Raw genomic sequence first — 13,380 nt, 5'->3', positions numbered from 1 at the left:
CACAAGAGCCAGGGTCCGTTGAGGTATCACCGCCACCGCGGCGCTAGCGTCAAAACCTCAGACCCCACAGTTCTCAATGAGGCAGGATGGGCAGGCGGATATGGAACTGGGCGCCCTGGCCCAGCTCGCTGGCGCAGTGGATGCGACCACGCAGCAACTGCACCACCAGGTTGTAGATGATGTGGGTGCCGAGCCCGCTGCCACCCTGGCCTCGCCTGGAGGTGACGAAGGGATCGAAGATGCGCGGCAGTATCTCGGGCGGAATGCCACGGCCATTGTCGCTGTAGTCGATGACGAGCTCGTCTTCCCGCTGCTCCACCTTGATGGTGATCTTCTTGGGCCTATCCCAGCCATCGAAACCGTGGGTGATGGAGTTGAGGATCAGATTGGAATAGATCTGGGTGAAGCTGCCGGGGAAGGAGTAGATGGTCAGCTTGGGATCGCATTGGATGTCGACCTCGCACTGGGCCTTTTTCAGCTTGTGGCCGAGCGATACCACCACCTGATGCAGGTTGTCCGCCAGGCTGAAGTTGTAGCGCGCCTCGGACGACTGATCCACTGCCACCTGCTTGAAGCTGGCGATGAGCTCAGAGGCACGTCGCAGGTTGCCTTGCAGCAGCTGCATGGATTCGTCCAGATTGACCGTGAACTCGTTGAGATAAGAGCGGGAGAGCTGCTTGGCCTCGATGTGCTGCTTGAACTCCGCCACCTGCTCTTGCAGATAGGAGGAGGCGGTGACGCTGATGCCGATGGGGGTGTTGATCTCGTGGGCAACCCCGGCCACCAGCGAACCGAGGGAAGCCATCTTCTCCGATTCCACCAGCGTCTGCTGGGCCTGTTTCAGGTCATCGTACGCCTTGCCAAGCTGATCGTTGGCATCGCTCAGGCTGCGGGTACGCTCGACGACCTTGCCTTCCAGCTGTTCGTTGAACTGGGTGATTTCCCGCTCCACCTTCTTGAGGCGAGTGATGTCATAACCGAATCCAATCAGATACTTGAGATTTGGCCCCTCGTAGAAGGGGGCGAAGGTCCACTGCAGGACGAGCTCATTGTCCTGCTGGTCGTGCATGATGATCTCTTTGTCTTCGAGGGAGCCCTGGTTGGCCAGAATGTCCGCCAGCTCGGCTCTCTGCTCCCGGCTGACGAACAGATCCAGCCAGTTGTGCTGCAGTATCTCTTGATGGTGATAGCCGGTGAGCAGAATGGCCGCCGGGTTGATGCTGGCGATGGTGAGATCCGGCTCCATACAGCAGATGACCATGTTGGCCGAGTTGATCAGGGTGGCGGAGAAATCCCGCTCCTGCTGTAGTTGCTCGACCGCCTGATGGCGGGCCCTGAACTCATCGTTCAGCCGGGTGCGCATCTGGTTGAGGGTCGCGGCCAGGGCATCGAACTCATCGGGGTGCTTGCGGGGCAGGGGGCGACCTTCCAGGGTCAGCTCTACCGCCAGCCGATCCAGACTCAATTTCTGGGCGTAGCTGACGATGCGATTGATATGACGGATCACCAGGTAGTAGATGATGATCAGAATACAGAAGGAGACGACCAGGGTCTTGATGGTCTGGCTGACCATGATCAGCACGGATTTCTCGATCAGGCGCTGGTAGATCTGCTCGAGGGAGGCGGCGACAAACAGCTTGCCGACCACTTCACCCTGATAGGTGAGACTGAATTCACGAGAGATGTCATAGACATCCTTCTCCACGCCCTGAGTCAGCAGGGGGACTTCCGAGCTGCCGAGCATCTCCTTGACCATCACGAACTGCATGTTGGGCAGGTTCATGATGCCTTCTATCTGCACCTTGACCTGCTCCTCATCCAGATTCCACAAACTGGCGGAGATAGGCTGCAGGAAGGAAGCTTCGATCTGGTCGATGCTGTCCTCGATGACGGTCACATCCTTGTTGTAGTCCCAGGCGAGCTGCAACACGGTAATGATCAACGCCAGCACTGTGCTGCATATGAGGATGTAGGAAAGCAGGCGATAGGAGAGGCCGTTACGGCCAACGGCCTTGGAGAAGATTCCTGACATGGCGTCCTTGCGGTCTGGATTGAGTGCGGTTCAGTGTAACCGCTTCAAACAGCGATGTCGTGCCCTGTGAAATCGATAAAAAGAAGGCCCCGTGAGGGGCCTTGTTTCATTGCGGGGGGAATCAATGACCCCCTTTCGCCTTGGCGGGAATCGACTCGTCGAATTCCTGCAGTGGTTTGTGTTCGGACGCCAGGTAGGTGTAGATCACCGGCAGTACGAACAGGGTGAACAGGGTACCGATGGCCAGACCGGCCACGATCACGATACCTATACTAAAGCGCTGGGCAGCGCCGGCGCCGGAGGCGTAGAGCAGCGGGATGAGGCCCGCAATCATGGCCGCCGTGGTCATCAGGATCGGGCGCAGACGCACCTTGGCGGCTTGCATCACCGCCTGCATCCGGTTCATGCCGTGCAGCAGCTGTTCTTCCTTCGCCACCTCACAGATCAGGATGCCGTGCTTGGTAATCAAACCTACAAGGGTGATGAGACCAACCTGGGAGTAGATGTTCATGGTGGCCATGCCCCAGGCCAGTGCAATCAAGGCTCCGCTGATAGCGAGCGGCACCGAGACCATGATCACCAGCGGGTCACGCACGGATTCGAACTGGATCGCCAGCACCAGGAAGATGATGGCAAGGGCCAGTGCGAAGGTGGCGTACAGGGCGTTACCCTCGGTCACGAACTGGCGAGCTTCCCCCATGAAGTCGTAGCGATAGCCTTGCGGCAGCTTCTCCTCTGCGGTGGCTTTGAACCAGTTGATCGCATCACCCATGGCGACACCCGGAGCAGGAACTGCGCCTATGGTGGCCGAGTTCAGCTGGTTGAAGTGGGGCAGAGCACGGGGCTCACCCACCACGTCGATGGTGATCAGGCTGCCCAGCGGGATCGATTTGCCGTCGGCGGCGCGCACGTAATAGCCCTTCATGGATTCGGGGTTCATACGGTATTTGCGCTCTACCTGCGGGATCACCTCGTAGGAGCGACCATCCAGATCGATACGGTTGACGTAGCCATCCGCCATCATGGTGCCCATGGTGGTGCCTATGTCCTGCATGGTGATGCCGTAAGCACCCGCCTTGTCCTTGTCGATCTTGATCTTCATGGTGGCGGAGTCGTAGTTCAGATCCAGATCCGTGTAGACGAACTGGCCGTTGGCCTTGGTCGCCGCCAGCATCTCACCCGCGATCAGGAACAGACTCTCGAAGCTGTTCGGGGTGGTGATGACGAACTGGATGGGCAGACCGCTCGAGGCACCTGGCAGTTCGGGGAACTGGAAGGTGGTGATGGCCATGCCGGGGATGTCGGTCACCAGACCGGCTATCCTGTCCAGCACCTCTTTCTGGCTCGCCTCGCGCTCGCTCCAGGGCACCATGGACGCAATACCAAATGCCTGGTTGGAGTTGAACACCCCGGAGAAGACCTGGGCGTAGGCGATTTCCGGCTGCTCATCCAGGATCTTGTTCACGTCGATCATGGTGTTTTCGATGTAGTCCAGGTTGGCGTTGGACGGTGCCGTCGCCAGGACTGCCATGACCCCCTTGTCTTCCGACGGGGCCAGTTCGCTTGGGATGAACTTGAACAGCAGCGGCAAACTGCCGAACACGATGACCGCGAACAGCACCACCACGATGCGATGTTTCATCACGGCGTGCAGCATGGCGTCGTAGCGCGCCGTCATTCGATCCAGCAGGTGATGCACCGTGCTCTCGAACTTGTTCGGCTTGGCGTTGGCCTTGAGCATCTTGGAACACATCATGGGCGACAGGGTCAGGGCTATGATGCCCGAGACGAAGACCGCCCCCGCCAGGGTCAGCGCGAACTCCTTGAACAGGGAGCCGGTGATGCCCCCCATCAGGGCGATGGGCGCGTACACGGCGGCCAGAGTGACCGTCATGGCGATAACCGGCACGGCTATCTCACGGGTCCCAATGATGGCCGCCCTGAAGGGTTCTTCCCCCTCCTTGATATGGCGGTCGACGTTCTCCAGCACCACGATGGCGTCATCCACCACCAGGCCGATCGCTAGCACCATGGCCAGCAGCGTCATCAGGTTTATCGAGAAGCCGAACAAATCCATCATCATCACCACGCCGATAAGGCTGAGCGGGATGGTGATGATGGGGATGATGACCGCCCGGAACGAGCCGAGGAACAGGGTGATCACCACCAGTACGATGGCGGCCGCTTCCAGTATGGTCTTGATAACCTCGTGGATGGACTCGTTGATGGCGATGGTGGAGTCATACAGCACGTTGGTCTGCATGGTGCTCGGCATGTTGCGCTTGAGGTCCGGCAGCAGCTCCAGCACATCGTGGGCGATGGTGATGGGGTTGGCGGTCGGCGCCGCGTTGATGGCGAGTACCACGGCTTCTTTACCGTTGGCGCTGGCACGATAGATATCGTGGCTCTTCTCCAGCGACACCTTGGCGATGTCGGACAGGCGGATCACCTGACCTTTGCGGGTCGCCACTACCAGTCGCTCGAGTTCATCCGTGCTCTCGACCTGGGTCTTGGCATTGCCGTTGAACAGGGTGAAGTAGCCGGTCGCCTGACCGGTGGCGGACTGATAGTTGTTGCTGTTGAGCACCGTCATCACGTCGCTGGCGGTCAAGTCGAAGGCCGCCATCTTGGCCGGATCCAGCCATACCCGCAGGGCAAACTCGACCCCGCCGTAGATATCGATCTTGGAGACCCCGCCCACGGTGAACAGCTGGGGCTTGATAACCCGTTCCAGGTAGTCGGTGATCTGGCTGGAGTTCAGCTCAGGGCTGGTGAAGCCCATGTAGAGCACCGCCGTGGTGGAGCCGGTGGAGGAGGTGACCGAGGGGTCTTCCGCCTCTTTGGGCAACTGGGAGCGCACCGAGTTGACCTTGGCCAGGATGTCGGCAAGGGCGGCGTTGGGATCGGTGTTCAGCTTCATGTAGGCAGTGATGGTGGAACTGCCCAATTGGCTGGAGGAGGTCATGAAGTCGATGTTGTCGGCTTGCGCGACCGCCTGCTCCAGTGGCTGGGTGATGAAGCCCTGGATCAGGTCGGAACTGGCCCCGTAATAGCTGGTGCTGACCGTGATCACCGTGTTGGTGACCTCGGGGTATTCTCGCACCTGCATCTTGAAGATGGCCTGGAAGCCCAGCAGGGCGATCAGGAAACTGATCGAGATCGCCAGTACGGGCCGCTTTATGAAAATGTCAGTAAATCGCATCGCAGGTCTCCGCGCTTACAGCATCGGGGTTTGTGCCGGAACGGCAAGGGCATCGTTGTCGACCACGCGCACCTTGGTATCGTTGCTCAGGCGAACCTGACCCGACAGCACGATTTCATCGCCAGACTTGATGCCAGACAGCACGTGGACGTCATTGCCGCGACGCTCGCCTGCCTTGACCACCACCTGCTTGGCCCGTTTCACACCATCCGCTTCGTGGATGACGTAGACGTTCTCGCCATAGAGGGTGAAGGAGATGGCGGATTGCGGGATCACAATCTGATCTTTCACCGTGGGCAGAATGATACTGGCGCGGGCGAACATACCGGAGCGGAGCTGACCATCGTTGTTCGGGATGGCTGCTTGCACCTGGATCAGGCCGCTCTGATAGTTGACGGCAGGCTCGATGGCGGTGATCTGGCCGTCAAACTGGGTGCTGGGGTAGGAATCCACGTTGATCTTGATGGTCTGACCCAGTGAAATCTTGGAGATGTCGGTCTGGGGCACGGTGAAGCGCAGGCGCATCACGCTGGTGTCTTCCAGCCGCACAATCTCGGTACCCGGCTCCAGGTACTGGCCGAGGAAGACGTTGCGCAGACCCACGGCACCGCCGAAGGGCGCACGTACTTCACGGCGGGCTATGGTGGCCTTCAGACTCTCGATGTCGGCTTCCAGCGAACGGTAGCTGGCTTCGGCATCATCCAGTTGATCCCGGGAGATGGAGTTCTTCTGATACAGATTCTTGTAGCGCTCGAACTTGGCCCGCGCCGCCGGCAATCTGGCTTGGGAAGACTGCAGATTGGCTTTTTCCACGCTGGAGTCCAGGCTCAGCAGCAGCTGGTCTGCCTTGACATGTATGCCCGATTCGAAGCTGATGTTGTCGATGGTGCCCGCCAGCTCACTGGAGAGGGTCACCCCCTGGTTCGGTTCGACGAAACCGATCGCTTCGATGGTGGGAGTCCAGTCCTGGGCCTTGGTCACCATGGCGGTGACAGGGAACTCCGGCTCGGGCCGGTTGGCCATGAATTCGGCAATCTTCTTCTGCTTGAACATATTGAAGCCGATGACACTGCCAAACAGGGCGAGTGCGATCAGCAACATGATGGCCATCCACTTTTTCATGAACGGGCTCCTGTGGTGGAAATATTAGGGTTTAAAATGGCATTCCAGCTGGCCCGGATCACCGACTCCTGCTGTTCTTGCGTCAATACAAAAGGGTGAACTCGGCGTTGCTGAGCCAAATTGGCTACACAATCGAGACTCAGCGCCTGCAACACCAGGACGGGTAAATCGATAAACAGTCCTTGCTGGCGTCCCCGCTCAAAAAAGCTCTCAAGTGGCGCCCAGGTTGCCATTATGACCGGATCCCGCTCCAATTCAGCCCCCAACGGAGAACTTTCGTACTGCAATTTACATTTCAGTGCATTGGGGGAGTGGGTAAAGATGCCGTCGATGTTGAGCCACAGGCGCCGATACTGCCGATATGACACCTCTTCTATCTGCACGCCTTCCATGACCAGAGGATGACATTTGAGGATGGTGTGCTGATACAGCTGGCGGATCAGGTCATCCTTGTCGCTGAAATAGCGATAGATGGTACCCGCCGCCACCTTGGCTTTCTTGGCGACCACGGCAATAGATAGGCCGTAGAAACCCTGCTCGCCGAGGATCTCGCGCGCCGCTTCGAAAATGCGTTCTTTCTTATCCATGAGCTTCTGACTGTTAACGGCTGAATGAACGTTCATTCATTCTAAGTGGGCAAGAAGGCAAGTCAAGGGACGGGGCCTGTTTCCCACCATACGAGGGGATGAAACTGGTACGAAGGGCCGCCATTTTGGTCCTGAACCCTGAAAAATGGCATAAAACCGCACAAAACGATTGAAAAACAAACACTTGATTCTTTTAGATAAAAAAAGAGTAGACAAGGTGGGCGCCATCATCAATAATGCGCCCCGTTCGACAGCGTAGCGCCCGTAGCTCAGCTGGATAGAGCGCTGCCCTCCGGAGGCAGAGGTCACAGGTTCGAATCCTGTCGGGCGCACCATCAAACGTGCGCCAGTTAAACGGGCGTTGTTGTGGAACGAAAACAGCTGTGGTGGCTGTAGCTCAGTTGGTAGAGTCCCGGATTGTGATTCCGGTTGTCGTGGGTTCGAGCCCCATCAGCCACCCCATTTTAAAGCTGTTTTGCAGCATGTTAGGTATGCGAAGGTGGCGGAATTGGTAGACGCGCTAGCTTCAGGTGTTAGTGCCCCCCGGGTGTGAGGGTTCGAGTCCCTCTCTTCGCACCATACTTGCTGTATGACGAAGGTGACCATTGGTTATCTCGATAGTTGAAAAAAGCAGTACCCATCGGTGATTAGCGCAGCCCGGTAGCGCATCTGGTTTGGGACCAGAGGGTCAAAGGTTCGAATCCTTTATCACCGACCACATTTGAAAACCCCGCTTCGGCGGGGTTTTTGCTTTTCTGCGAATTACTTCTCTGCTCTGTCACGTCTCTTTACACTTCTGTTGGCGCCTGCTCGCCGCGAGTTCGCTATGCTGTGTGCCACTCTCACGAGACAGTGGGCCCATGGAACAGCTTCAGGCACCTACCTTATGCAGCACAATACTCTACAGCCCGGCCTGTTGGCTTTGCTCACCCTGATGCTGGGTGGTTGCGCTGCCTTGCAGCCCAAGCAGGATTCACTCCTGCTAGGTATTTCACCAAAAGCAGCGCGTACGACTGCATCTGAATTGATAACCAGTGGAGGTTTCTGTGTGACGCTCGGCGAGCAGGGATCTCTGCTGACACAAGAGTGCGACAAAGGCCCACATCAACAGTTCGACTGGGATGCGGGGGCACTGCAATTGGCCCAGCGTTGTCTGATCGCCAAGGGGGATGACGAGCTCACCCTGGCGGATTGCCAGGACGATAGCCATCAATGGCAGTGGCAGGCAGACCGGCTGTTCAACCGGCAGCTGTCACTGTGCCTGGACGTGGCTGGCCGTCGTCATCAGCCCGGCACCCCGCTGCGGCTGGCGGAGTGCTACGGTGGCGCCAATCAGAGCTTTGAGTGGAAGCAAGAGGGTGGCCTGCTGGATAGCCTGGTACTGCCCAAGCTGGCCTGGTAAGCCGACTCAGAGGGGAGTCACCCGGCCTGAGAGCCGTAGATGCGAATGTAAAAAGGGTGGCCATGTGGCCACCCTTTTGCGTTTCTGGCGAGGCAGAATAAGTCGACTCAGGCCAGCTGGGTGGCGAACAGTCGCTCCAGATAGACGGCGACGCCATCCTCGTCCGAGCTCAGGGTCTGATCATGTTCCGGCAGGGCCAGCTTGAGGCGATCGTGGGCATTGCCCATCACCACGCCACGGCCCACCATGCTCAGCATCTCGAAATCGTTCATGCCATCGCCGAAGGCAACGGCCTGGGACATCTCTAGCCCATTCTGCTCCAGCACGGCGCGCACGGCGTTACCCTTGTGCACGCCACCGTGCATCACCTCCAGACAGTCCGGCAGGGAGAAGGTGACATTGAGTCGATCACCATATTGCTGGTTGAGCTGTGCCTCGATCTCGAGCAGCTTCTCGTGCTCGCCGATGTAGAACACCTTGTTGACCTTGTCCGTCGGGTGGGTGCGAAAATCTGCCAGGCGGTAGGCGAAGCCGGACTCCTCATGGAACTGCAGGATCCGCGGCATCTCCTCTTCCACCAGCCACTCGTCGCCGTAGTAGACGTTGAGGTGAACGGAGGGATCGCGCTGCAGGGTAATCAGCTCAGCCGCCACGCTCTCTGGCAGGGTCTGGTTGAAGATCAACTGATCCTGCTTGTCATGTACCACGGCGCCATTGGAGGTGATGAGGTAGATGTCCAGCCCCAGGGCATCGCGAATGCTGCGCACGTCCACATGGTGGCGACCGGTGGCCACTACGAACTTGATCCCTTGATCGACCAGGCGGTGCAGGGTGTCACGGGTGCGGGGGGAGACCTGGTGCTGCCCGTTGAGCAGGGTACCATCGAGATCGGATACAACAGCCTTGAACATCATTACCTCAACATCAATTGAACGCCGGGGCAGTGTACCCCAGCGTTTTGCCTCACCCCATTTATTTAGGGATACAAAAAATAACCAGCCCTAGAAGCGGGCGAAGAAGTCCAGCGTCGCGGTCAACGCCGGGATGCGCTGGGGATCGGCCTCGACAAACAGCTCGTGCCAGGCTCCCTCGATGCGCAGCGGCTTGCCACCTTCACAGCGAGCCTTGGCGCAGAACGCATCCTGGGCCAGGTTGTCGACGATGCCGTCATCCCCCGCCTGGATCAGCAGCAGCGGCGTCTTGATGCGATCGGCGTCGGCGATGGCGGCATCGCCGGCGGTAATGCCTTGGCGGATCCAGTGCGCGGTGACACCGCCGAGTTTTATCTGCGAGCGTTGCTCGTAGAGCTGGCGGAAGGACTGGTAGCGCGGCTCGCTGTGCGTCAGGCCGTTGTCGGCAAAGTCGTGGGAGACATAGCCGCCCTGGCCCGGCCCGTAGGGAGGCTCACCCCACCAGCTGCCAACTGTATCCATGGTGGCGGCCAATCCTTTGGCGAGCCACTTTGGCAGGCCGCCGAGGTTGATGCCCAGCATAGGGGAAGAGAGCACGGCGGCCTTGATATCATCCGGCCAGCGTTCCAGGTAACGGGCCGAGATGGCGCCTCCCATGGAGTGGGCCAGCAGGAACAGCTTGGCAGGCTTGTCTTTAGCGACCACCTCGTCGTGGAACTGTTTGAGATCCACCACATAGTCGTCGAAGTCGGCCACATAGCCCTTCTCGGGATCCGCCAGCATGCGACCGGAGAGCCCCTGGCCACGGTGATCGATGAGATAGAGGCTATAACCCTGGCGCCACAGATCCCAGGCCAGTTCCTGATACTTGAGATAGCTCTCGACCCGGCCGTTGACGATGAGGATGGCACGCTCCACCTTGGCCTGGCGCAGGGCGGCGTAGCGGATACTCACTCCATCCTTGCCCTTGAACTCACCCTCGACCGCATGGTCGCGCCAGAAATCCGGCAGGGTCTGTTGATGGAGGGCAGGCACCTCGGCCTCAGTGGTCAGCTGATAGGGATTGTTCACGGCGAAGGCTCCGGCAGAAAACAGGGTCAGGGCCAGCAGGGGCAGGCAGTTAAATTTCATCGGATGGATACTCCATGTCCATTGGGTCTTCCTGTTGCGCGGCCCAGCCCTTGCGGGTCAGCTGCATCCGTTGCCACCAGGCCTCGTCCGCCAGGATCTCGCCAGCCGGCCCGAGTTGCGGGTAGGGCATCTCTTTCTCTTTGCAGAGCTGGGCATAGATGGGATATCCCCCCTCGAACAGGATGCTGTTCTGCTCTTCCAGGCTGAGGGGGCAACCGCGCTGATAGCAACCGGCCAGCTCGCGCTGGCGCTGGGCCTCGTACAGGATGGCGGCGGCGGCGACCGAGACGTTGAGGGACTGCACCATGCCGACCATGGGGATGACAATATGGTGATCGGCCAGTGCCAGCGCCTCTTCCCCTATGCCGTGCTTCTCCTGACCCACCAGGATGGCGGTGGGTTTGGTGTAGTCGATGGCCCGAAAGTCCACCGAGCTGTCGGAGAGGTGGGTCGCCAGGATCTGCATGCCGGCGGCTTTCAGCTCGCCGACCGCAGTGCCAATGTCCGGATGCAGTTGCACATCCACCCAGTTCTGGCTGCCCCGGGCGGTGCCCTTGCGTGGGTGGATGGAGGTCTTGGGCCAGACCGCGTGTACCCGATGGATGCCGATGGCGTCGGCGGTGCGCACTATGGCTGCCAGATTGTGAGGCTTGTGGACCTCTTCCATGCAAACAGTCAGGTCGAGCTGGCGCATGGCCAGCATGTCGGAAATCCGTTTAAAGCGTTCAGGTGTCATATCAGTTTCTATGCAGTGGGGCTCCAGCTGGCCAGAATGCTGGATAGGCGGCTTACGCGCTCGGGAGCCACGGGTTGTCTCTGTAAAAGCAACAGGCGGCTTGCGCCGCCTGTGTTCAGTTCTTCTGTCGGCTCACCCTGAGCACATTGGGCATCACGCGGATCTTGCGCATGATGTTGGCCAGATGAATGCGACTCTTGGTGGTGATCAGCAAGGTGACCAGATAGACCCGGCCATCCTTTTCTTCGGTGCTGATGGCGTGAATATTGGCGCCGGTGGCGGCAATCACGTTGGCCAGCTCCGCCAGCGCCCCTTGATGGTTGATGATCTCGATGCTGATACCGGTGCGGAATTCCTGCTCCTGCTCCTTGTCCACCTCCCACTGCACCGGCAGATACTTGTCCGGTTCGCGGCTGTAGCCCTTGATGTTGCGGCAGGACTCCTGGTGGATCACCAACCCCTTGCCCGGGCTGATGTGGGCGATGATGGCGTCTCCTGGGATCGGGCGGCAGCAGTTGGCGAAGGTGACCAGCATGCCGTCGGCACCCTTGATCGGCATCTTCTTGCTGCTGGATTTCGGTTGTTCTTCCGGCGGCAGTTCATCCCCCAGCATGCGGCGCGCCACCATGACGCTCATGGCGTTGCCGAGCCCGACATCGGCCAGCAGGCCCTGCAGGTTGTCGTGTTTGGTATCGGCCAGCACCTGTTTGATGCGCGGCTCCGGGATGTCTTCGATGTTCTTGGCGCCGAGCGCATGGTTGAGCAGGCGGCGACCCAGTACCACCGACTCTTCGGTGCGCAGGTTCTTCAGGAACTGGCGGATCTTGGAGCGGGCCTTGGTGGTCACCACGAAATTGAGCCAGGCCGCGTTCGGGCGGGCACCTGGGGCGGTGATGATCTCCACCGTCTGACCCGAATGCAGCGGGCTGCTGAGCGGGTAGGGATGGCGGTCGACCCGGGAGCCGACGCAGGCGTGGCCGATGTCGGTGTGCACCGTGTAGGCGAAGTCCACCGGGGTGGCGCCGGCCGGCAGCTCCATGATGCGGCCTTCCGGGGTGAACACGTAAATCTCGTCCGGGAACAGGTCAGTCTTGACCCCCTCGATAAACTCGAACGAGCTGCCGGCGCTCTGCTGCAGCTCGAGCAGGCTCTGCATCCAGCGCTGGGCACGGATCTGGGCCGTGGTGCCCGAGCTGTCGCCATCTTGCTTGTAGGCCCAGTGGGCGGCGACGCCCTTGTCGGCCATCTGATCCATGAACTCGGTGCGGATCTGCACCTCGACCGGTACCCCGTGGGGGCCGACCAGGGAGGTGTGCAGCGACTGGTAGCCGTTGCTCTTGGGGATGGAGATGTAATCCTTGAAGCGGCCGGGACGCGGCTTGTAGAGGCTGTGCATCTGCCCAAGCACCCGGTAACAGGTATCTATGTCCTTCACCCTGACGCGAAAGGCGTAGATATCCATTACCTCATGAAACTGCAGCTCTTTCTTCTCCATCTTGTTGTAGATGGAGAACAGATTCTTCTCGCGACCGCTGACCTGGGCATCGATACCGGCCTCGCGCAGGCGGCCTTCGATCTCGCTCTGGATGGAGTCGATGATCTCGCGGCGATTGCCACGGGCACGACGTACCGATTCGCGCAGCACCCGCGAGCGCATGGGGTAGAGCGCCTCGAAGCCGAGCTCTTCCAGCTCGTTCTTCATGGTATGGATGCCGAGCCGGTTGGCGATGGGGGCGAAGATCTCCAGCGTCTCACGGGCGATGCGGCGGCGTTTGTCCGGGCGCAGTGAACCCAGCGTACGCATGTTGTGGGTGCGGTCGGCGAGCTTGATCAAGATGACCCGGATGTCCTGGGTCATGGCCATCATCATCTTGCGAAAGTTCTCGGCCTGGGCCTCTTTGCGATCGCGGAATTTCAGCTTGTCGAGCTTGGAGACGCCGTAGACCAGCTCGGCAACGGCTTTGCCGAACAGTTCGGCAAGGTCATCTTTGGTGACGGGGGTGTCTTCGATGACGTCGTGCAGCACTGCTGCCATCAGCGTCTCATGGTCCAGACGCATGTCACCCAGAATACGGGCCACTGCGACAGGGTGGGTGATATAGGGCTCGCCACTGGAACGCATCTGTCCCTGGTGAGCATCACGGGCCACCACATAGGCTTGCCTGAGCTTCTCAACCTGCTCGGATGGCAGGTAGGAACTGGCTATTTCTTTAAGGTTTTCAAATAAATACAAGACAGTCCCCGCAGCGGTGAAACG

At 59.4% G+C, this 13,380-nt stretch carries 9 protein-coding genes and 4 tRNA genes; 5 read left to right on the top strand and 8 right to left on the bottom strand.

Features of this window, described 5'->3' with window-relative positions; all coding sequences use genetic code 11:
• Positions 1 to 73 precede the first annotated feature (73 nt).
• The 4 genes from BN1137_RS08615 to BN1137_RS08600 form a co-directional block, all read right to left on the bottom strand.
• Complete coding sequence (locus BN1137_RS08615; protein WP_050718210.1) at positions 74 to 2,032, bottom strand: ATP-binding protein; 1,959 nt, start codon at positions 2,030 to 2,032, stop codon at positions 74 to 76.
• Between the two features lie 121 nt (positions 2,033 to 2,153).
• On the bottom strand, positions 2,154 to 5,234 hold the full coding sequence (locus tag BN1137_RS08610; RefSeq protein WP_050718209.1) for a multidrug efflux RND transporter permease subunit: 3,081 nt from the start codon (positions 5,232 to 5,234) through the stop codon (positions 2,154 to 2,156).
• A gap of 15 nt (positions 5,235 to 5,249) precedes the next feature.
• Entirely contained in the window at positions 5,250 to 6,356 is a 1,107-nt protein-coding gene (locus tag BN1137_RS08605; protein ID WP_050718208.1) for an efflux RND transporter periplasmic adaptor subunit, read from the bottom strand.
• Positions 6,353 to 6,943 (bottom strand): TetR/AcrR family transcriptional regulator, encoded by a 591-nt coding sequence (locus tag BN1137_RS08600; RefSeq protein ID WP_050718207.1) that lies wholly within the window; start codon positions 6,941 to 6,943, stop codon positions 6,353 to 6,355. The genes BN1137_RS08605 and BN1137_RS08600 overlap by 4 nt, the downstream gene beginning before the upstream one ends.
• A 258-nt stretch (positions 6,944 to 7,201) precedes the next feature.
• Here BN1137_RS08600 and BN1137_RS08595 point away from each other — a divergent pair.
• From BN1137_RS08595 to BN1137_RS08575, 5 genes are all read left to right on the top strand, one after another.
• Positions 7,202 to 7,278, top strand: a tRNA-Arg gene (locus BN1137_RS08595).
• Positions 7,279 to 7,329: 51 nt separating this feature from the next.
• A tRNA-His gene (locus BN1137_RS08590) sits at positions 7,330 to 7,405 on the top strand.
• Positions 7,406 to 7,436: 31 nt separating this feature from the next.
• Positions 7,437 to 7,522 (top strand) — tRNA-Leu (locus BN1137_RS08585).
• 62 nt (positions 7,523 to 7,584) lie between these two features.
• Positions 7,585 to 7,661 (top strand) — tRNA-Pro (locus tag BN1137_RS08580).
• Positions 7,662 to 7,991: 330 nt separating this feature from the next.
• A complete protein-coding gene (locus tag BN1137_RS08575; protein WP_332309846.1) occupies positions 7,992 to 8,345 on the top strand; it encodes an RICIN domain-containing protein in 354 nt (117 codons plus the stop codon).
• Between the two features lie 107 nt (positions 8,346 to 8,452).
• On the opposite strand, the gene BN1137_RS08570 is transcribed toward BN1137_RS08575, so the two are convergent.
• From BN1137_RS08570 to spoT, 4 genes are all read right to left on the bottom strand, one after another.
• Positions 8,453 to 9,256, bottom strand: a complete 804-nt coding sequence (locus BN1137_RS08570; protein ID WP_050718263.1) for a Cof-type HAD-IIB family hydrolase — start codon at positions 9,254 to 9,256, stop codon at positions 8,453 to 8,455.
• Between the two features lie 90 nt (positions 9,257 to 9,346).
• Entirely contained in the window at positions 9,347 to 10,387 is a 1,041-nt protein-coding gene (locus tag BN1137_RS08565) for an alpha/beta fold hydrolase (protein WP_050718205.1), read from the bottom strand.
• Complete coding sequence (gene trmH / locus BN1137_RS08560) at positions 10,377 to 11,123, bottom strand: tRNA (guanosine(18)-2'-O)-methyltransferase TrmH (RefSeq protein ID WP_050718204.1); 747 nt, start codon at positions 11,121 to 11,123, stop codon at positions 10,377 to 10,379. The genes BN1137_RS08565 and trmH overlap by 11 nt, the downstream gene beginning before the upstream one ends.
• A gap of 115 nt (positions 11,124 to 11,238) precedes the next feature.
• A complete protein-coding gene (gene spoT, locus BN1137_RS08555) occupies positions 11,239 to 13,356 on the bottom strand; it encodes a bifunctional GTP diphosphokinase/guanosine-3',5'-bis pyrophosphate 3'-pyrophosphohydrolase (RefSeq protein ID WP_050718203.1) in 2,118 nt (705 codons plus the stop codon).
• Between the last annotated feature and the right edge of the window lie 24 nt (positions 13,357 to 13,380).

The organism is Aeromonas tecta (assembly GCF_000820185.1).
GTDB lineage: Bacteria > Pseudomonadota > Gammaproteobacteria > Enterobacterales > Aeromonadaceae > Aeromonas > Aeromonas tecta.
Note: the sequence above shows the minus strand (reverse complement) of the source record. Positions and strands in the feature narration are given on the sequence as shown.

What these genes read in the sequence shown, in the direction of transcription:
- BN1137_RS08615 (WP_050718210.1), bottom strand. Translation starts at nt 2,032, where the DNA reads ATGTCAGGAATCTTCTCCAAGGCCGTTGGCCGTAACGGCCTCTCCTAT.
- BN1137_RS08605 (WP_050718208.1), bottom strand. Translation starts at nt 6,356, where the DNA reads ATGAAAAAGTGGATGGCCATCATGTTGCTGATCGCACTCGCCCTGTTT.
- BN1137_RS08610 (WP_050718209.1), bottom strand. Translation starts at nt 5,234, where the DNA reads ATGCGATTTACTGACATTTTCATAAAGCGGCCCGTACTGGCGATCTCG.
- BN1137_RS08565 (WP_050718205.1), bottom strand. Translation starts at nt 10,387, where the DNA reads ATGAAATTTAACTGCCTGCCCCTGCTGGCCCTGACCCTGTTTTCTGCC.
- BN1137_RS08600 (WP_050718207.1), bottom strand. Translation starts at nt 6,943, where the DNA reads ATGGATAAGAAAGAACGCATTTTCGAAGCGGCGCGCGAGATCCTCGGC.
- trmH (WP_050718204.1), bottom strand. Translation starts at nt 11,123, where the DNA reads ATGACACCTGAACGCTTTAAACGGATTTCCGACATGCTGGCCATGCGC.
- BN1137_RS08570 (WP_050718263.1), bottom strand. Translation starts at nt 9,256, where the DNA reads ATGTTCAAGGCTGTTGTATCCGATCTCGATGGTACCCTGCTCAACGGG.